Below are 19,443 nucleotides of genomic sequence, written 5' to 3'. Positions count from 1 at the left end.
GAAGATTACGAGCCCGGCCGCCACCGGGAGTCACCGGGCTGCGAGGGGATCGGCGACTCACTGGTCGGCTCCGGGCGCAGCGGCCGGTCGCCGCCCAGGCCCGGGATCAGCGAAGTGCCGCGCCGGACCATGAACGTCTGCGTGAACCCGACGGCCAGCAGGATCGACAGCACCAGGAAGCCGATCCAGTACGTCGGCGGCAGCAGCAGGCCGACGGCACCGCCGAAGCACCAGGACATCTGCAGCACGGTTTCCGACCGCCCGAACGCCGACGCGCGCGACTCTTCCGGCAGGTCTTCCTGGATGACGGCGTCGAGGCTGATCTTCGCCAGCGCGCTCGCGGTCGCGCCGACGAGCGCCACGATCGCCGCCGTCGCCAGTCCCGCCGCCACGGTGGCGATGATCGCGATGCCGAGACAGGCCCCGACACAGGCCAGGATCACCTGATCCGGTTTGCCGAAGTGCAGCCGCGAGCCCAGTGCGTTGCCGAGGAAACCGCCGACACCGGCCGCGGCGCCGATGATGCCGAGCAGCAGCAGCTGGTCGAACGGGCTCTGCCCGCTGCCTTCGGCCTGCGCCTTCACCGCGAACGCGGAGAACATCATCAGGAACCCGGTCAGCACGCGGACGGTGCCGTTGCCCCACAACGAGACGACGATCTGCCGCCCCATCGGCTGCCGCTGCTTCTTGACCCGCCGCTCGGGATGCGCGGACAGCGACGCCGGCACCTCGCCCTCGGTCTTCTCGACCCAGGACGGGATGCGCATCGACTGCACCGCGGCGGCGATACAGATCAGCATGGTGAACCACAGCGCGCCCTGTGAGCCCCAGATCGCGTTGACCCCGCTCGCCAGACCGCCGAACACACCGGCGGCGACCAGGCCGAACACGGTCAGCCGCGCGTTCGTCTTGGACAGCGTGATCTCGGGCGGCAGCACCCGTGGGGTCACGGCGGCCTTGAGCACGGTGAACGACTTCGAGAGCACCATCATGCCCAGCGCCGCCGGGTACAGGAGCCAGTCGTCGAAGTGCAGCGCCATCACGATCGCCATCAGCGCCTGTCCCGCCGAGGACACGCACATCGCGAGCCTGCGGCCGCGCTGGATCTTGTCCAGCGCCGGGCCGATCACCGGCGCGACCAGCGCGAACGGGGCGATCGTGATGAGCAGGTAGAGCGCGACCTTGCCCTTGCTCTCCCCGCTGGTGGCGGCGAAGAACAAGGTGTTGGCCAGCGCGATCGCCATGGCGGCGTCGCTGGCGTAGTTCAGCATCACCGCGTACGTCAGCGACGTCAGGCCCGATTTGTCGGCACCGTCCGCCTTCGTCGCGCGCTGGAAGGCGCCGACGGCCTGCCCGGTGAGCTGGCGGCTGCGCATCGCCGCGACCCGGGTGACCGTGATCTTCTTCGGCATCTTCGGCAGGGAGCCCGCGCGTGGCGGGGCAGCGGTCGTCGGATGCTCGTGCGGCTGCTCTTGGGCGACCCGCGGTTCACCCGCGTACCCGCCGGTGTCGTAGTGCTCGTACTCGCCGCTGCCCGGCGGGTGCTCGTCGTAGAACCCGCCCGGACGACGCCGGACGGGTTCGGTCTGCCGCTGCGAAGGATCCGGATACGGTCGCGCGCCGCGGGGAGGGGTCCTCGGCGGGGGCGGCGGTGGTGGCTGGTGGTGCCCCATCGGGATCGCGCTGGTGCGCGCCTCGTCGGCGGTCGGCCCGGCCGGATGCGGCTGGTAGTGGGGTTGGTGCCGCGGACGGCCGACGGGCGGCACCGGCTGCTGGTCGACACGGGTCGGCGGCGGCGCGGACCAGTCGCGCGCCTGGGCGGCTCCCGGCTCCGGCGTCCACTTCCGCTTGCTCTTGCGGCCACGCTCCTTGCCCGGCCTGCCGGAAGGCGTGCCGTCGGGTCCAGAGTTCGAGCCGAAGATTCCCACGCTTCAATCCTGCCTTACGCGGGTCTCGCTTCGCGCGTTCACCACTGCTTTCTAGGAGGTCGCGACGAATTTCACGCGGAACATCCTTGGCCAGAGCTTGCCGGTGAGCAGGAATTCGTCGGTCCCCGGCACCGCCGCGATGCCATTGAGGACGTCGGCGGACCGCCGTTCGTCGGGAGTGAGCAGCCCGGATGCGTCGATCTCGCCGGTCACCCGGCCGGTCGTGGCGTCGATCCGCAGGATCCGGTCGGTCTGCCAGACGTTCGCGTACACGGAGCCCCCGACGCATTCGAGCTCGTTCAGCTGGTCACGGCCGACCTCGACACTGCCCGTCGGCGCGAAGGTCACGGGGTCGCGGAAGGTCAGCTTCGACGACCCATCGCTCATCACCAGCCGCCCGTCGCGGTGACACAGCCCCCAGCCCTCGCCGGTGTAGTTCACGCGCCTCAGCTCGGCCAGCGTCTTGGCGTCGCGTTCGATCGCGACGCCGTCCTGCCAGGTGATCTGCCAGGCCGTCCGCCCGAGCACGGTGATTCCCTCGCCGAACAGGCCGGGCAGTTCCTGCCGGACCGCCGGCGCCGCGCCCGGGGGCCCGGCCCGCATCGACGACTTCCCGACCAGGCCGGTTCCCTCGTACAGCGTCTCGCCGGAGAACTCGAGGCCCTGGGTGAAGGCGGCCGGGTCGTGGGGCAGCGTCGAGAGCACCCGCACCTTGAGTTTCTCGGGCGCGGGCGGGGTGGCGTCGCTCACCGGCGCGGCGGCGCAGCCACCGAGGACGGCGGCCAGCAGGAGTGACATGGTCATCAGCGTGCGCACGCGGACAGCCTGACACGGACCGCGATATCGCGTGCGGCAGAATGGGGGCATGACCCTGCTGTTGACCCTGGACGACGGCTCCATCCAGCGCAAACTCGCCGAGGCGGTCGATCTCGCCCGTGCGGCGGTGCTGGAGGACGCCGGTGCCGAACAGGTCGGCGCGCACGTCGGCGTGGACCGGGAGGACGCGGTCTCCGCGAGCCACCTGTTCGAGGCGACCGTGTCGGGTTATCGCGGCTGGCGCTGGTCGGTCACGGTCGCGCTCGCCGGCGAGGAAGAGCCGATCACGGTCAGCGAGGTCGTGCTGATCCCCGGTCCGGAGGCGCGCGTTGCCCCGGCGTGGGTCCCGTGGGACCGCCGCGTCCAGGCGGGCGACCTCGGCGTCGGCGACATCTTCCCGGTGGAGAAGGACGACCCGCGGCTCGTCCCCGCGTACCTGGAGTCCGACGACCCCGCGGTCGAAGCGGTCGCCAAGGAGACCGGCCTCGGCCGGGTCCACGTGCTGTCCCGCTACGGCAGGCTCGACGCCGCCGCCCGCTGGCACGGCGGCGAGTTCGGCCCGCGGTCGGACATGGCGCGCAGCGCGCCGGACGTCTGCGGGAGCTGCGGCTTCTTCGTGCCGCTCGCCGGGTCGCTCAGCGCGGCCTTCGGCGCGTGCACCAACGACATCTCCCCGGCGGACGGTCACGTCGTCGACGTCGAGTACGGCTGCGGCGCGCATTCCGAGATCGAGGTCGAGGTGACCTCGTCGGTGCCGGTGGCGGAGCTGGTCTACGACGACTCGCTGATCGACTTCGAGCCCGCGCCGGAGGCCTCCGCCGAGGTCCAGCCGGAGGCCGAGCCCGAGACCGTCGCCCCGGCCGAGGAGACCGCCGACGAAGCTCAGGTCGAAGCCGAAAGCGCCAGTGAGCACTGACCCGTTCGGCACCGAGCGGCTCCGCGCCGCCGTCCTGCGGGCGTGGGCCGATTCGCCGACGCGGTTCACCGAGGACACGAACACCGAGAACGACCTGCGGGTCGGCGGCTACCGTGACCGGCTGTTCGTCGAGCTGGCGCAGAACGCCGCCGACGCCGCCCTCGCCGCGGGTGAGCGCGGCAGGCTTCGGGTGTCCATCGTGGACGGTGAGCTGAGGTTCGCCAACACGGGCGCGCCCCTGGACGCCCGCGGGGTCGAATCCCTTGCCTCCCTTCGCGCTTCCGGTAAGGGCGAGGAGACCGTCGGCCGCTTCGGCGTCGGGTTCGCCGCCGTGCTCACGGTTTCCGCCGAGCCGAGGATCGTTTCGGTGACCGGCGGGGTCGCCTTCTCCGCGGAACGCACGCGCGCCGAAGCAGGTCGCGCCGGCGACGTTCCCGTGCTCCGGCTTCCGTGGCCGGTCGCCGAAACCGAACCTCCCGTGCCCGAAGGTTTCACCACCGAGGTCCGGCTTCCGCTGCGTGAGGGCATCGACGGCGAGGCCTTGCTGGCGGACCTGAAGAACGACATCGGCGATCTCCTGCTCACCCTGTCCTGGCTCGAAAGCATCGAGGTCGAAGGCGGTGCCTGGCGCCGGTCCGAGCTCGGTGACGGTGTCGTCGAGCTCGCGTCGCCGGACGGTTCCGAACACTGGCAGGTCCATCGCGGCGACGTCGTCTGGGCCGTTCCGCTGGACGGGCCCGGTTCGCCCCGGCCGCTCGGTGAAGACGTCCTGCACGCGCCGACCCCCACCGACGACGAACTTTCCCTGCCTGCCCGGCTGATCGCGACGTTGCCGATCGAGCCGTCCCGTCGCCGCGCACTGCCGGGTCCGGAGCTGACGGCGGCGCTGACGAACGCCGCGCGGGAGTACGTCGAACTCGTCCGTTCCTTGCCGGGCAAGGAACGGCTGGCGCTTGTGCCCGGCGCGGACTTCCCGCGTTCCACTGTGGACGGAACGCTGCGAGAGGCCATCCTCGAAAATCTCGCCGACTTGCCTTGGCTTCCCGCGCAATCAGGGGACGACTTGCCGGGGCGTCGGGCGCGTGTCCTGTCGGTGGACGTGCCGGGGCTGGCGCCGCTGCTGGCGGACCTCGTGCCCGGACTGACTTCACTGTCCGGTGTGGACCTTCGCGCGGTCGGCGCGCAGGCGCTTTCGCCCGCCGAGGCCATCGATCTGCTGGCCGGGGCGCAGCGCGAGCCCTCGTGGTGGCGTTCGCTCTACGACGTGCTGCTCCCGGCACTCGAAGCGCACGACCTCACCAAGGACGACCTCGGCGCCTTGCCGGTGCCGATGTCGGACGGCCGCACCCTGCCCGGCGTCCGCGACGCGTTACTCGTCGGCGGCTCGGCGGAGCTGCTCGAACTTCTGTCCGATGTGGACATCATCGGCCTGCGGCTGGTGCATCCGGCCGCGGCGCATCCGTTGCTGGAACGCTTGGGAGCCAAGCACGCCGAGGCGGGGGATCTGCTCGAAGCCGACGCGCTCAGCGCCGCCGTCGAACGCAGTGCCGAAGACGTCCGGTCCGGTTTGGACGGTATGGCCCTCGCGGGCGCGGTGCTCCGCCTGATCGCCGAGGTCGGCGATGAGGCCCCCGATTGGGTGGGCGCCTTGGCTTTGCCGAGCGAGGACGGCTGGCGGCGCGCGGACGAACTCGTCCTGCCCACCTCGCCGCTGGGCGACATCTTCGATCCCGAGGTGTTCGAAGAAGACGGCGCCTTGTCCGTGCTGGACGAGGAATTCGCCGAGGACTGGCCGTCGGCCACGCTCGTCGCGGTCGGCGTGCTGGACTCCTTCGCGATCATCACCGACGACGAACCCCTGGAACCCGAGCACGGCCTGCCCGACGAGCACGACTGGTGGGATTCGCTGGAGCGCCCGCCGTCACGGGTGCTCGCCGTGCGCGATCTCGACCTCGTCGGCGACGACGCCTGGCCCGACGCGCTGCGGTTGCTCGCGTCGCGCCCCGAAACCTGGCGTGCCCTCACCGAACCCGGCGGGCACACCGGCTGGTGGCTCGCCCGGTACGCGCTCCTGGACGGACACGCGCCGCTCGATTGGCGGATGCCGGAAGCGTCCGCGCTGGCCGGGCTCTACGACGTCGTCCCAGATTCGGGGCTGAGCAAGGAGATCCTGCTCGCCGTCGGCGTCCGGACCGAGCTGGGAGCCGACGCCGAAGACGTCGAAGATCTCTTGGAACGGCTGGGTGATCCCGCGCGCAAGGTGAGCCCTGGACTCGCTTCCCGGGCGCACGCGGCACTCGCCGAGTACACAGTGGACGTCGCGCCGCCGGACCGTGTCCGCGCCGCCGACGGTTCGGCCGTCGACGCTCGCGACGCCGTCGTGCTCGACGTGCCGTGGTTCGCCGCCGTGCTGGCGCCGGAGCGGATGGTCGTCGCGGCGAGCGGTGCCGTCGCGCTGGCGGAACTGCTGGACCTGCCGGTGGCGAGCGGTCTCGACGCCAAGGTCACCGAAGACGGCGAATTCGTGCCATGGACCGAGCTGTCCGCGCTCCGGCTGGCCGCCGATCAGCTGGGCGTCGAGCTGCCCGAGGGTGGCGTCTTGCTGCACGAGGCGCTGACGGTGACCTTCGAGGACGCGGAGCACGACGTCGCCTGGTGGTCCGACGGCAGGCTGCACGCCGCCGACACCCCCGAAGGCCTCGGCCGCGCCTTCGCCTGGGCCACGGACCGATGGGCCGACCGGCACGTCCTCACGGCCCTGCTCGAAGACCCCTCGCCTTCGGCCCTGCTCAACTGACGCGTTTAGTCCTCTGAATGCGGTGCTAGAAGCGTTGGGCGCCCTTCGAGCCCCGGCGGGAGGCGGCGCGCTGCCAGGCGATGATCGCCAGCCCGATGAAGCCGAGCACGAGGCCGGAGAACGCCGTCTGCACCCAGATGCCGTCGGTCACAAAGAACAGGACCACGGTCGCGACCGCCCAGAGCGAGGTACCTACGATCACCACCGGCGTCAGGTCGGTCAGCCGCTTCGGCAGCTCCGGCGTTGGCCGCAATGAACCGTTTACTTCCCCGGAATTGATCGATTCGCCCACGTGGGGAAGGGTACCCGGCAACGGGCGAAGGGTGGTACGCGATGGCGGAGCAGCGCACCCGGTCCACACTGGACCGGTTCTTCAAGATCAGCGAGCGCGGCTCGACACCGGGGCGTGAGATCCGCGGCGGGGTCGTCACCTTCTTCACGATGGCCTACATCGTGGTACTGAACCCGCTGATCCTCGGCAGTTTCTCCGCCGACGACGCGGGCGCGCACAAGGACGTCCTCGGCAACATCCTCCCCGTCCCGCAGGTCGCCGCGGTGACCGCGCTGGTCGCCGGCGTGCTGACCATCGTCATGGGGCTGGTCGCGAACTACCCGTTCGCCATCGCCACCGGTCTCGGCATCAACAGCCTGATCGCGGTCACCTTCGCCTCCCAGATGACCTGGCCGGAGGCGATGGGCCTGGTGGTGATGGAAGGCCTGATCATCGTCCTGCTGGTGTTCGCCGGTATCCGGACGGCGGTGTTCAACGCCGTGCCGCCGCCGCTGAAATCCGCGATCGCGGTCGGCATCGGCCTGTTCATCTGCCTGATCGGCCTGGTCGACGCCGGCTTCGTCCGTCGCGTCCCGGACGACGCGAAGACGACCGTGCCGGTCGGGCTCGGCATCAACGGTTCGATCGCGTCGTGGCCGACGCTGGTGTTCGTCGTCGGCCTGCTGATCACCGGAATCCTGGTGGCGAAGCGGGTCAAGGGCGCGATCCTGATCGGTGTCCTCGCCTCGACCGTGCTGGCGATCGTCATCGAGGCGATCACCAAGGTCGGCCCGTCGAAGGGCGTCAACCCGCAGGGCTGGAACCTCGGCTACCCGGCGCTGCCCGACCAGGTCCTCGGCGTGCCGGACCTCTCGCTGGTCGGCGACATCTCCTTCGGCGCCTGGACACGGTTGCCGATCATCACCGTCGTGCTGCTGGTGTTCACCCTGGTGCTGGCGGACTTCTTCGACACCATGGGCTCGATGACCGGCCTGGCGAAGGAGGGCGGCCTGCTCCCGCCGGACGGCAAACTCCCGAACGTCGGCAAGGCCCTGTTCGTCGACGGCACCGCCGCGGTGGCGGGAGGTTTCGCGTCGTCGAGTTCGAACACCGTCTTCGTCGAATCCGCGTCCGGTATCGCCGAGGGCGCCAGGACCGGGCTCGCGAACGTCGTCACCGGCGTGCTCTTCATCGCGGCCATGTTCCTGACGCCGCTTTATCAGGTCGTCCCGGTCGAGGCCGCCGCTCCGGCGCTGGTCGTCGTCGGCGCGCTGATGATGAGCCAGGTGAAGGAGATCGACTTCTCCGACTTCACCGTCGCGCTGCCCGCGTTCCTGACCATCGTGGTCATGCCGTTCACCTACTCGATCGCCAACGGCATCGGCGCCGGCTTCGTCAGCTACGTCGTCATCCGCGCGGTCACCGGCAAGGCCAAGGGTGTGCACCCGCTCATGTGGGGTATCGCGGTGATGTTCGTGGCCTACTTCGCGGTCGGCCCCATCCAAGCCGCGTTCAACTGACCAGCGGTTATGTCAGCCGTGGGCGATCTCACGGGCCGATGATCCGATCGTGAGGTATGCTAACTATATGTCCGGAGACACGCACGAGCGCTCACTGGCGAGCCGCCTGCGTCTCGCGGTGGTGCGGCTGAATCGACGGCTGCGGGCCCAGCGTGCCGGTGACGGCATCTCGCTGACCCAGGTGTCCGCGTTGTCGACGCTGCACAAATGCGGTGCGCTGACCCCCGGTCAGCTCGCCGCGAAGGAAGGCGTCCAGCCGCCCTCGATGACGAGGGTGATCGCCGCGCTCGAGGAGATGGGTTACGTCGAGCGCAGGCCGCATCCGACGGACGGCCGCCAGGCCATCGTCGAGTTGTCCGACCGCGGCCGGGCCTACGTGATCGAGCAGATCACCGCGCGGGAGATCTGGCTGGACAAGCAATTGGCGGAGTTGAGCGCCGAAGAACGTGAAGTGCTCTCTCGCGCCTCCGAGATCATCGACAGGATGGCGGGGAACTAACAGCGGTGACGACCACGGGTAACGAAACACAGTGTCCTTCCAAGACCACCGTTACCCGGGAACCCGCTCCACCGTCGCCTCCCGTGCCCGAGAAGCCGCGCGGGAGCATGTTCACCTCGCTGAAGGTCCGTAACTACCGGCTCTTCTTCACCGGCCAGGTCATCTCGAACATCGGCACCTGGATGCAGCGCATCGCGCAGGACTGGCTGGTATTCACCCTCAGCGGCAACGACCCGATCGCGCTCGGCATCGCGGTCGCCCTGCAGTTCCTGCCGACGCTGTTCCTCTCGTTGTGGGCCGGGGTGCTCGCCGATCGCGTCGACAAGCGGCGGCTGCTGATCGGCATCCAGATCGCCGTGCTGGCGCAGGCGGTCGTCCTCGGCGCGCTTGATCTGAGCGGGATCGCGGCGCTCTGGCACGTCTACCTGCTCTGCTTCACGCTCGGCGTGACGGCGTCGCTGGAAGTGCCCGCGCGGCAGTCGTTCGTCGCCGAGATGGTCGGCAGGGACAAGGTCACCAACGCCGTCGCGCTCAACTCCTCGATCTTCAACATGGCCCGCATCGTCGGGCCCGCCATCGCGGGTTTCGCGATCACCTGGGTCGGCACCGGCTGGCTGTTCATGGCGAACGCGGTGAGCACGGGCGCCGTCATCGCCGCGCTGGTGATGATGAACCCGGACAAGCTCTTCCGCGGCCCGGCCATCCCGCGCGAGAAGGGGCAGCTCGTCGAGGGGCTGCGCTACGTGCGGCGGCGCAGCGACCTGATGACCGTGATGGTGCTGGTGTTCTTCGTGAGCACGTTCGGCATCACGTACTTCACGTCGCTGCCGATCGTCGCCGCGAACGTCTTCCACACCAACGCCGACGGCTACGGCCTGCTGTCGACGCTGGTCGCCGTCGGCACCTTCACCGGCGCGCTGATGTCGGCCCGCCGCAACACCCGCGGCGGTCCGCGGGTGCGGCTGCTGCTGATCTCGGCGTTCCTGCTCGGCGCGTTCGAGGTGGTCACCGCGTTCATGCCGACGTACCTGACCTTCGGTCTCGCGCTGATCCCGCTCGGCTTCGCCACGATCACCTTCCTGAACACGGCGAACGCGCTGGTGCAGACCGCGGTCAGCCCGGAGATGCGCGGCCGCGTGATGGGCCTGTACGTGCTGGTGCTGATCGGCGGGAACCCCGTCGGCGGCCCGATGACCGGCTGGATGGCCGACGCGTTCGGCGGCCGCTCGCCGTTCTACATCGGTGGCGCGGTCTCGGCGCTCGCCGCGATGGCCTGCGCCGTCGTGCTGATCCGGCGCGGCGGGGTGAGCCTGCCGGTGCGTCGGTTCGGGAACGGTCTGCGGGTGCTGAAGCGGGAGCGGGTGTGAACAGACTCGGCGTCGAACCGTCGGTGACCGGCGAATCCCGGTTCCTCGACTGGACGATCGACGGCGTCGCGCTGCGCACGCTGGTTCCCGTGCAGGAGCAGACGCCGCTGTTCCTGGACGGCGACGAGGCGTGGCGGGAGGCCGCGGTCCGGACGCTTCGCCGTCTGCTGGGCCGTCTTCCCGGCGATTTCGACGACGGCCGGGTCGCGTTGCTGGTGTGCCCCTTGTGCGGTGATCTCGGCTGCGGTGGGTACAGCGTCGAGGTCGTCTTCGGCGAAGACGTGGTCGAGTGGCGGGCCTTCGGCTGGCAAACCGACTACGAGCCGTTCGACGACCCGGAGGAGTACCGGTTCACCGGGGCGAGCTTCGAACGGAACGCGTACGAGACGTTGCTCGTCGATCTCCTGTCGAACTACCGCGCCTAACGCCCGAGCAGCGGCGGCACCATCTTTTCGGCGAGGGCCTTGAGGTCGCCGGTGCCCTTGAATTTCAGCGTCTGCCCGCTCGGGTCACCGGTGAGCTGCACGACGACGCCGCGTCCGTCGATCTGGGCGGGCAACCCGGCGATCGTCGTGGTCGGAGCGACGGCGGTGGACAGTTCGCTGTAGTCCGCGGTCACGCCGTTCAGCTCGCAGGCGGCGAAGAAGTTCGGCTTCGCGTTGTCCGGCGGCACACCGAGCGCGCGGCCGAGCTCTCCGCACAGCAGCCACGAGATCACCGGGAGCGGTTTGTCCTTGATCGGGCCGGGTTCGGTTTTCTCCAAGGGGATCTCGCCGTCCTCGCCGACTTTCGGCAACTTCGGCCCCGGCGGCATCGCGCCGGCGATCAGTGCTTCGGCGAGCGCCCTCGCCTTCTTTTCGGTTTCGGGGCTCTCGACGATCCTGCCGCGGAGCGAAACGTGCAGGACCGGCGAGGCGCCGATGTGCGGCGCGACCTCGACCAGCTCGACGCTCAGAGTGGTGCCGTCCTTGTCCGTGGCGATGACTGCGAGCTTGCCGGCGACCGTGGTCTTCGTGGGCAGGCCGCGGCTCGTGTCTTCCGGCAGCGCCGGGATCATCTGCGTGCTGACGTCGAGCTCAGCCGTGACCGCGTGACAGGACTGGCCGGCCTCGCGAAGCGTGCGACCGCCGAGGATCTCCGCCCAGCGCTGCTCCGGGATCGCCTGGCACAGCACCTGCGCGGCGGTTTCGTCCGTCAGCGCGGCCACCATCTCGCCCGTCGGCATCATGACCGGACGGAGCTCCTGTCCGGACTTGGACGGCCAGACTTCGGGGAGTTTCGCCTCGGTACCGGGATCGTCCCGGTTCAGCAGGGTGATCGCGACGAAGATGCCAACCCCGAACAGCAGCAGGGCACTGACGAGCGCGCAGCCCGCCCAGATCCACATCGGACGGTCGGTCTTGCGCGCGATGGCTCGGTAATCGTTCGGGGTGGCCACGGGGTGAAGCTAGCCCGTCGGGCGCCGCCTGTCCGGCGAAACGCCAACCCGATGGATGGATCCGCAGGAGTGGGTCTTCGAGGAGGGTTGCGGTAGACTTGGTTCAGCGCTGGTCAGTAGACCGGCGAAGTGGACCCGGCAGCCTTCCGGACGGTGGGTGGGCCGGGTTTCGCGTATCCGGGCTCATACGATTCTGATCTCTTTCGCCATTTCTCTCACTCGGCTCTTCCAGTGGCCGCCGCGCTGCCAGCACCAGGCGAGGGCGTCCGGGACGGCGAGCAACGGTTCTTCGAAAGCACGCAGATGCCGGTATTCGAGAGTGTCTTGGCAGCCATGTCGTCGGACGGAGCGGTAGAGCGTTTTTCTGTCCAGCTCCACTATCGACTCGTCGCTTTCCAGGACCAGCATTCGTGTCCCGGTGCTCGAGAGGTCCTCGACCAGTGCGTCCAGGCAGGTTTCGCGCTGACGACGTCGATGATGCGCGGAAGCGTCGTAGATCGTCACCGTCGGCCCGAGTCCGGCGATGGTGTCCAGAATCCGTTTCCGGCGTCCATCGTTCTCGTGGGTGAAATGCAGACGACGTTGCCCCGGAAGCACCAGGCCGCGTATGGCACGTCGGGCGGACGTGAGGTCGCCGGAAAGCAGCGCGGCGGCCGTCACCAGGTAGCCGCGCTCCTTGCTCTCGTCGACGAACACGTGGCTGGTCATCCGCTCATTGTTCCGGTCAGGGCCGACAAGACGATCATCGGCCGAGAGTGATGCCCTTGCGTGTAGGCAAAAGGAGGCCGACTACGCGGCCGCGCGCCGCTGGCCGATCATCGACCTGGACCCGATGCTCACGATCACGTCGCCGCCCGCGTTGTTGACCAGGCCGTCGAGCCTGGCGACGCACCGGTCGACCAGCCAGGCGCCGGTGACGACCACCGCCTTGCCGCTCAGAAGACTCATGGAGACCAGTGCGCCGTCACCCGGAAGGGTGAGATCGGCATCTCTCGGCCGAACCCCTTGTCGGGGTAGATGAGGTTAGGCTAACCTCATACATGTCCGCTTCGTGGTGGGAGCGGCAGTCAGTTCGGGAACGGACGAAGCCCCGCAACCGGGTCACCCCCGGAGGCGGGGCTTCGTTCATTCCGGAGGGTTCATGGTCGATGACCATGCCGATTCGGTCAAGGCACCCGGTCGAGTTCGATCCCGAACTCCTTCCGGTAGGCGTCCAGGATCTCCTGTTCACCCGAAAGCCTGGTCTCCTCGCGGACGCCGTGGGTGGTGACGATCAGCTTGTCGCCCGCCAGCGTGACCCGCCCGTGCCTGGTCGGCAGCGAGCACGTCGGCCCCTGCGTGAAATGCGAGTCCGGCGACGTCGACTGCCAGAAGGCTGTCGGGACGAACTCGTCCAGATCCCGCGGACGCCGCTCGATCCGGTACTGGGGTTGGCCGTCCCGCAGGACGTCGATGTCCCCGTAGGGTGCGTCAAGGACCAGGAATTCACCCTCCGGGTCGGCCTGCGCCTCGGTGGCGGTCAGCCGCAGCGGAAACCGGCTGAACCGGCCGAAGCCGACGTCGGCCAGCCAGGGTTCGTCCAGGTCGACGTGGATGACGGCGTGGTCGAACGGCGGCCCGAGGGTGCCGTCCGGCCGGAACACCTTCGCCGACCTGAGCTCAGCGTCGAATCCGAGTTCTCGCAGCAAGGCGGCGAAGAGCCCGTTCAGCTCGTAACAGAAGCCACCACGGCGCCGGAGCACGATCTTGTCGAACAACGCCTCGGTGTCCAGGACGATCGGCTCGCCGAGGTGGATGCTCAGATTTTCGAACGGGACCACCGCGAGGTGGCGTTCCTGCAGTGTCCGCAGCGTGGCGACGTCCGCGGTGGCGGGACGATCGAGCCCGAGGCGGTCGAGGTATGCGGCGACGTCCATGCGTCCACCTTCACACCTCGACTCCGCTGGAGGTCAAGGCGGAAACAAGAACGGGGCCCTCCCGGAGAGGAGAGCCCCGCTTCGTGGCGAGAGAGGTCAGCCGAGCAGCAGGCCGTTGCCACCGGCGACGGCGTTGTCGAACCGCTTGGAGATCTCGGCCCAGTTGAAGATGTTCCAGAGCGCCTTGACGTAGTCCGGCTTCACGTTCTTGTAGTCCAGGTAGAACGCGTGCTCCCACACGTCGACCAGCAGGATCGGCGTGGTCGGCAGGACCAGGTTGTTGTGGTGGTCACGCAGCTGCTGGGTGATCAGCGTCTTGCCGATCGGGTCCCAGGAGAGCGCGGCCCAGCCGTTGCCCTGGATCGTGGTGGCGACCGCGGTGAACTGCGCCTTGAACTTGTCGAAGGAGCCGAACGCCTCGTCGATCGCGGAGGCCAGCTCGCCGGTCGGCTTGTCGCCGCCTTCCGGGGAGAGGATCTTCCACCACACGACGTGGTTGGCGTGCCCGGCGAGGTGGAACGCCAGCGTGGTCTGCAGGCCGACGATGTCGCCGAAGTTGCCGGCCTCGCGGGCCTCGGCGATCTTGTCGAGCGTGTCGTTCGCGCCCTTGACGTAGGTCGCGTGGTGCTTGCTGTGGTGCAGCTCGTTGATCTCGCCCGAGATGTGCGGCGCCAGAGCGCTGTAGTCATAGTCGAGATCGGGGAGCACGTAGCGGGCCATCGGCCCTCCTTCTGTCTTCGACACAAGTTTCCAAGGACGAACTTAGTCGTCTTCACCCGTTTGCGGCGACCGGGGGCGCCGCGTTTCTCCCCAGGTGGAACGACCCGTTCGTAGCGGCTGTACCCGGTGGGGCCACCGCCTGAAACCCACCTTGCTAGCTCCAGTTAGCTGGAGGTCAAGGCGATGTGACGGCGGTCATCAAGCCAGGTAGGGCAACCCGACCAGGTGATAAGAGGCGATCACCCCGAGGAAGGCCACCAAGGCCACGGAAACCACCGTGTAGGTGATCCTGGCGGGGGTGTTCCACCAACGGCGGAGCCACGCGAGCACCGTGCAGACGACGGCCGCGCCGGCCAGGAGCAGGACGACGTTCGGCAGGAGCAGGGTGACGCTCAGCAAGGGGGAGTGCCCGGAGGTCAGCGCGACGGCCGCGGCGCTCAGATCGCTCATGAGGAGCGCGAAACCGCCCGTGAACAGCAGGACCGCGAGGGCCGCGGACCAGGCGGCGACGGTCGCGAACCGGGCGCCCGACGGGTTCCGGTCACGGCCTCGCCGGACGAACGCGCGGATCGGCCACCACACCAGCGCGCCCAGCAGGAGCAGCAGCGCGATACCGAGGACCAGCAGATGCGTGGAGGGCGATCCGAGCCACGACGTGCGTTCGTAGGAGGAGTTCGGGTCGTCGCCCGCGAAGAGCAGCATCTCGTCGCCGGACTCACGGAACGCGAGCCGCTCGCCCGCCGCGTCGGTGAACAGACCGGGCTCGGTCTGCGTCCATCGCCTGGTCCCCTCGCCGAGACCGGACGTCGTCAGCACGCCGTCGCCCTCGACCGTCACCGTGACGCCGCCCGCGAGCGCACGGACCTTCGTGAAGCTGTCGTAGTCCAACCGGGTGTTGTTGTAGCTGCCTTCGAACCGCGAGACATCCCCCGTCAGTGGCACTGGGGCGGGTACGGGAGCGGCGGGCTGGAGCCGGTCGACGAAGGCTTTGAGCACCTCGGCGGTCACCGCGGCGGCGTCGCCGGAGAACGCGCCACCGTTGAACGCCAGGTACACCCCGATGTTCTTTTCCGGGATCAGCTCCAGCACGCTGAAGAAGCCCGGTGAGTCACCGGTCTTCTCCACCATGCGCAGGCCGTTCAGGTACCGCTCGGAGAAGCCGAACCCCATCGCGGGCAGTCGCGGGTCGTTGCGGAACCGCGCGCCGTGCAGCTGGTCGAGCAAGGAGCGGCTGAACACGCCGGGGACGAGGTTCGCCGACAGGTAGCGGCCCATGTCGGCCGGAGTGGCGACGTTCCCGTCACCGGCGGGTGGTTCGGGGCCGAAGTTGGCGGGCGGGACGACCTGCGCGGAGCCGTCCCAGCGGTAGCCGGTCGCGAGAGGGACGTCCGGGGTGGGCTGGGCGACGCTGCTGTCCTTCATCCCCGCCGGTTCGAAGATGTACTGCCGCACGTAGTCCGCATAGGACTGTCCGGACGCGAGTTCCACGAGATGCCCGGCCAGCGCGAAGCCGTAGTTCGAGTAGATGGCGACCTCGCCGGGCGGGCGGACGCGGGTGGGCATCTCGTTCGCGAGGTGCTCGGCGAGCGAGGGGAGTTTCTCGTCCCGCGGCGTGAACATCCGGTACACGCGGTCTTCGAAACCCGCGGTGTGGGTCAGGAGGGAGAACAGGGTGACCGGGCGGCCGGGGAAGGTTTCGGGGATCTTGAACGACTTCAGGTAAGTGTTGACGTCGGCGTCCAGCGCCAGCTTGCCCTGTTCGACGAGCCTCATCGCGGCGGTGGCGGCGATCGACTTGCCGACGGAGTTGATCAGGAACCCGGTGCGTTCGGGGTCCACTTTGGCCTGAGTGTCCACTGAGGACACTCCGTAGCCTGCCGAGAAAACCGTCTTGCCGCCTTCGACGACCACCACGGCGGCGCCGGGAATGTGATGCTCGGCAAGGCTTCGCGGGAGGATTTCGTCGAAGACGCCGGCGGCGGAGCCGGGTGTCGCCGCTTGGGCGGCGGGGGCACTCAGGACCGTCGCGACGGTCAGCAGGGCGGCGGTGGCCGCGATCCGGAACATACCCCGAAAGTTAGGGTTTTCCCCGGGGAGAAGGGATCCGGCGGGCCGCCGATCGTGGGGTGGGGCCTGCCCTACCTCCCGACCGGCTCCCCCGCGCGTGCTATGAACGGTCCGTTACTTGCAAAATTTGCAAGTAACGGACCGTTCATGGCGTTCGGGAGCGATGTCAGGCGGCCCGGTACGCGTCCAGCTCGCTCGCCAGCTCGTCGAACACCGCGATATTGCACTCGAAGGCCACGATGGCCTCCTCGATCAGCCGCGCGCGCTCGTCCTCGGTCCACGGCGCCGAGTTGAGCTGCTCGCGGTAGTTGTCCCGGAACTTGGGCGCGCTGCCCAGCTGGTCGAAGTGGTAGAACAGCGACCCCGCCTCGGTGAGCTCGTACTTGCGCTCCAGCAGCCGCCGGATGACCTGGCCGCCGGCGATGTCGCCGAGGTAGCGCGTGTAGTGGTGGGCGACGAACCCGCCGGACCAGTCCGACGCCTCGGCCACGCGCCGCGCGTAACGCTCCGTTGAGGGCAGCGGCCGGACGGTCTCGCGCCAGTCCGGGCCGACGAGGTGTTCGAGGTCGCGTTCGAGGCTCGGCAGCCGCCGCAGCTCCTCGAAGACGAACTTGCCCGCCACCGGGTCCTTCGCCAGCTTGTCGGCGGCCTGCTCGATGGCCTGGTAGATGAAGTAGTACTGGATCGCCAGCCGGGTGTACCCGTCGCGAGTGAGCTCGCCGCCGAGCAGCGCGTTCATGTACTCGGAGTGGTTGGCCCGCTCGTGGGCGGGCAAGGTGGAGGCGCGCAGGGTCGCGGAGAACGGCCCGGATTCGACGTCGGTGGTCACCGGCATGGACAGAGCCTCCAAGCATCGATCTGACATGCTGTCAGAAAGAGCGTAAGGCACAACTGCGGGTTAGGCTACCCTAATTTTTCCGGCCATCGGTCATCCCGACCGCTCTGAGCACGAAGCGGACGGCTCCCTCGATCGCGTCGTCCAGCCGTTCGGGTGGCACGTCGACGACCTGACGGCTGCCCAGCGCGGCGGTGATCATCGGGATCAGCACGTCGGGATCCTCGTCCGGCACCCCTTCGGCGAGGATCTCGCGCAACTGGCCGGTGATGGGGTCGGCGTGCGCGCTGATCCGCCGGTACGCGGCGGGTGCCAGCGCCGACGCGAGCGCCGTCCCCGGCGGCAGGTGGTACTCGGCCAGCACTCGCAACTGGAGCCGCACGAACGTCGCGAGCTTCTCGACCGGCGTGTCCGCGGTCGCGACGGCCGCCGTCAGCCGTTCGACGTACCGGGTCGCCTCGTCCTCGACGAAGGCGACCAGCAGGCTTTCCTTGTCGGGGAAGTGGTTGTACATCGCCGTGCGGCCGAGGCCCGCTTCGGCGGCGACACCCGCGAGCGTTATCGCGTCGAATCCGCGCTCGTACAGCTGCCCGCGCAGGACGTCGAACACCCTGCTGCGAACCTCGCGCCGGTGTTCCTCCAGCGACCGGCCGATGATCTTGGGCACGAGCCACCTCCCTGGAGGAAGACTCTAAGCCTCCAGCGACCAGGTGTGCACCGGCGTCTCGGTGGCCGACAGCTCCAGATACCGGCCCAGCATCCGGTGCAGCGCGGTCTCCCGCTCGGCGCCGCGCTCCTCCGCGCGCAGGACGTACTCCCGCTGCCATGCCGCGCCGGTCCGCCGGGTGAGGCACCGCTGCTCGATGATGCCCAGATAGCGCTCTCTCGCCTCGTCCGAAACGTCCGACCGGCGTAGTCCCTCGTGCGCCAGCGGCAGCAGGACCCGCAGCACCAGCTCGTCCGGCGGGATCCAGCCGATACCCGGCCAGTACAGCTGCGCGTCGAAACCCCGGCGCGCCCCCGCGTACATGTTCTCCTCGGCCGCCTGGAACGACATCTGTGTCCACACTGGACGGTCGGCTTCGGCGAGCGCCCGCTGCGCGCCGTAGAAGAAGGCGGCGTTCGCGACCATGTCGACGACGGTCGGGCCCGCGGGCAGCACGCGGTTCTCCACTCGCAGATGCGGCAGGCCGTCGACGACGTCGTAGACCGGCCGGTTCCAGCGCCAGACGGTGCCGTTGTGCATCCGCAGTTCGGTGAGTTTCGGGGCCTGCCCGGAGTCGAGCGCCTCGATCGGGTCCTCGCGGTCGGTCTCGGGCAGCAGGCCGGGGAAGTACCGGACGTTCTCCTCGAACAGGTCGAAGATCGACGTGATCCACCGTTCACCGAACCACACCCTCGGCCGCACGCCCTGGTTCTTCAGTTCTTCGGGCCGGGTGTCCGTGGCCTGCAGGAACAGCGGGATCCGCGTCTCGTGCCAGAGTGCCTTGCCGAGCAGGAACGGTGAATTCGCGCCGACGGCGACCTGGACGCCCGCCAGCGCCTGCGCCGCGTTCCAGTGCGCCGCGAACTCCTCCGGCGCGACCTGCAGATGCAGCTGGACGGACGTGCAGGCGGCCTCGGGCAGGATGGATTCGGAGTAGCTGCGCAGCCGCTCGGGCTGACGGCCGGGGAGCGGCGAGCCTTCCATCGAGAGCACGGTGCGTTCGCCGCGCGCCGCGAAGATCCGGTCGTTGAGCAGCGAATACCGGGCGTTGTTGGTCAGCCATTTCTGGTCGAAGTGCTCGTGCCGCAGCGTCGGGAGGATGCCGATCATCGCCAGGGAGGCACCGGATTCCTCGGCCTTGCGGGAGGCGGCGCCCAGATACGCGTGGAGATCGTCCTCCAGTTGCAGCGCGGACTCGCCTGCCAGCGGCCGCGGCGGCACGTTGAGCTCCAGGTTGTGCTGGCCGAGCTCGGTGGTGAACGACGGATCGTTCAGCGCTTCGAGCACCGTCGTGTTCGTCATCGACGGGCGCATTTCGGCGTCGACGAGGTTGAGCTCGACCTCGAGGCCGATGTTCTTGCGCGGGAAGGAAAAACTTCCGTCGGTGAGCATTCGGGCCAAGGTGTCGAGGCAGCGCTGGACCTTCCGGCGATAGCGGCCGCGATCCTGCGGCTCGGAGGGGTCCGCCGAAAGATTCTTACCCATGTTCGTCGAGCTCCTCATTGGCCACGCTCCGCGGGATCCAGGCGGGACTGCCAGGCGGCCCAACGGTTTCACGCCTCGCTGTCACCCGGCTAGCGGCCAAACTGGTGCTCTCTGTCACTAGGGGTTAACTGACAGCAAAATACGTCCGTTCGTACCACCTAC

General features: G+C 68.9%; 18 protein-coding genes. 6 read left to right on the top strand and 12 right to left on the bottom strand.

Annotated features, from left to right (window positions below; translation table 11 throughout):
- Positions 1-5: 5 nt before the first annotated feature.
- Together ACFVM3_RS17310 and ACFVM3_RS17305 are read right to left on the bottom strand one after the other, a co-directional pair.
- The gene (locus tag ACFVM3_RS17310; protein WP_378439784.1) at positions 6-1,928 is read right to left on the bottom strand and encodes an MFS transporter; all 1,923 of its coding nucleotides are present in this window, start codon (positions 1,926-1,928) and stop codon (positions 6-8) included.
- Between the two features lie 51 nt (positions 1,929-1,979).
- Positions 1,980-2,744 carry a glutaminyl-peptide cyclotransferase gene (locus ACFVM3_RS17305; RefSeq protein WP_378439782.1) on the bottom strand — a complete coding sequence of 255 codons (765 nt, stop codon included), beginning with the start codon at positions 2,742-2,744 and terminating at the stop codon, positions 1,980-1,982.
- Positions 2,745-2,793: 49 nt separating this feature from the next.
- Here ACFVM3_RS17305 and ACFVM3_RS17300 point away from each other — a divergent pair, with 49 nt between their 5' ends.
- Positions 2,794-3,660 (top strand): DUF3027 domain-containing protein, encoded by an 867-nt coding sequence (locus tag ACFVM3_RS17300; protein WP_378439780.1) that lies wholly within the window; start codon positions 2,794-2,796, stop codon positions 3,658-3,660.
- The gene (locus tag ACFVM3_RS17295) at positions 3,650-6,457 is read left to right on the top strand and encodes a sacsin N-terminal ATP-binding-like domain-containing protein (RefSeq protein WP_378439778.1); all 2,808 of its coding nucleotides are present in this window, start codon (positions 3,650-3,652) and stop codon (positions 6,455-6,457) included. Before ACFVM3_RS17300 ends, ACFVM3_RS17295 begins: the two co-directional genes overlap by 11 nt.
- A gap of 25 nt (positions 6,458-6,482) precedes the next feature.
- Here ACFVM3_RS17295 and ACFVM3_RS17290 read toward each other — a convergent pair whose 3' ends face one another.
- Positions 6,483-6,710 (bottom strand): DUF2530 domain-containing protein, encoded by a 228-nt coding sequence (locus tag ACFVM3_RS17290; RefSeq protein WP_378439843.1) that lies wholly within the window; start codon positions 6,708-6,710, stop codon positions 6,483-6,485.
- Between the two features lie 80 nt (positions 6,711-6,790).
- Here ACFVM3_RS17290 and ACFVM3_RS17285 point away from each other — a divergent pair, with 80 nt between their 5' ends.
- The 4 genes from ACFVM3_RS17285 (at position 6,791) to ACFVM3_RS17270 (ending at position 10,539) form a co-directional block, all read left to right on the top strand.
- Positions 6,791-8,248 (top strand): NCS2 family permease, encoded by a 1,458-nt coding sequence (locus tag ACFVM3_RS17285; protein WP_378439776.1) that lies wholly within the window; start codon positions 6,791-6,793, stop codon positions 8,246-8,248.
- 67 nt (positions 8,249-8,315) lie between these two features.
- Positions 8,316-8,747 (top strand): MarR family winged helix-turn-helix transcriptional regulator, encoded by a 432-nt coding sequence (locus tag ACFVM3_RS17280; protein WP_016337543.1) that lies wholly within the window; start codon positions 8,316-8,318, stop codon positions 8,745-8,747.
- Between the two features lie 107 nt (positions 8,748-8,854).
- Positions 8,855-10,114, top strand: a complete 1,260-nt coding sequence (locus ACFVM3_RS17275) for an MFS transporter (protein ID WP_378439841.1) — start codon at positions 8,855-8,857, stop codon at positions 10,112-10,114.
- Entirely contained in the window at positions 10,111-10,539 is a 429-nt protein-coding gene (locus tag ACFVM3_RS17270; RefSeq protein ID WP_378439774.1) for a hypothetical protein, read from the top strand. Before ACFVM3_RS17275 ends, ACFVM3_RS17270 begins: the two co-directional genes overlap by 4 nt.
- Here ACFVM3_RS17270 and ACFVM3_RS17265 read toward each other — a convergent pair.
- From ACFVM3_RS17265 to ACFVM3_RS17225, 9 genes are all read right to left on the bottom strand, one after another.
- Positions 10,536-11,552, bottom strand: coding sequence for a hypothetical protein (locus ACFVM3_RS17265; RefSeq protein WP_378439772.1), 1,017 nt, complete (start codon positions 11,550-11,552; stop codon positions 10,536-10,538). The two genes, ACFVM3_RS17270 and ACFVM3_RS17265, sit on opposite strands and share 4 nt — an antisense overlap.
- A 183-nt stretch (positions 11,553-11,735) precedes the next feature.
- Positions 11,736-12,248 (bottom strand): hypothetical protein, encoded by a 513-nt coding sequence (locus ACFVM3_RS17260; protein WP_378439770.1) that lies wholly within the window; start codon positions 12,246-12,248, stop codon positions 11,736-11,738.
- Positions 12,249-12,341: 93 nt separating this feature from the next.
- Positions 12,342-12,500: a hypothetical protein gene (locus ACFVM3_RS17255; protein WP_378439768.1), complete on the bottom strand. Its 159-nt coding sequence runs from the start codon at positions 12,498-12,500 to the stop codon at positions 12,342-12,344.
- Between the two features lie 218 nt (positions 12,501-12,718).
- On the bottom strand, positions 12,719-13,468 hold the full coding sequence (locus tag ACFVM3_RS17250; protein ID WP_378439766.1) for an arylamine N-acetyltransferase: 750 nt from the start codon (positions 13,466-13,468) through the stop codon (positions 12,719-12,721).
- Between the two features lie 96 nt (positions 13,469-13,564).
- Positions 13,565-14,188: a superoxide dismutase gene (locus ACFVM3_RS17245; RefSeq protein ID WP_016337537.1), complete on the bottom strand. Its 624-nt coding sequence runs from the start codon at positions 14,186-14,188 to the stop codon at positions 13,565-13,567.
- A 198-nt stretch (positions 14,189-14,386) separates the two neighbouring features.
- Positions 14,387-16,255, bottom strand: coding sequence for a serine hydrolase domain-containing protein (locus ACFVM3_RS17240; protein WP_378439764.1), 1,869 nt, complete (start codon positions 16,253-16,255; stop codon positions 14,387-14,389).
- A gap of 166 nt (positions 16,256-16,421) precedes the next feature.
- Entirely contained in the window at positions 16,422-17,090 is a 669-nt protein-coding gene (locus ACFVM3_RS17235; protein WP_378439762.1) for a heme oxygenase (biliverdin-producing), read from the bottom strand.
- Between the two features lie 73 nt (positions 17,091-17,163).
- The gene (locus ACFVM3_RS17230; protein WP_378439760.1) at positions 17,164-17,757 is read right to left on the bottom strand and encodes a TetR/AcrR family transcriptional regulator; all 594 of its coding nucleotides are present in this window, start codon (positions 17,755-17,757) and stop codon (positions 17,164-17,166) included.
- Positions 17,758-17,781: 24 nt separating this feature from the next.
- Positions 17,782-19,281, bottom strand: a complete 1,500-nt coding sequence (locus ACFVM3_RS17225; protein WP_378439758.1) for a glutamate-cysteine ligase family protein — start codon at positions 19,279-19,281, stop codon at positions 17,782-17,784.
- Positions 19,282-19,443 lie beyond the last annotated feature (162 nt).

It is taken from the genome of Amycolatopsis sp. NPDC057786, assembly GCF_042797905.1.
In the GTDB taxonomy this organism is placed as follows: domain Bacteria; phylum Actinomycetota; class Actinomycetes; order Mycobacteriales; family Pseudonocardiaceae; genus Amycolatopsis.
Note: the sequence above shows the minus strand (reverse complement) of the source record. Positions and strands in the feature narration are given on the sequence as shown.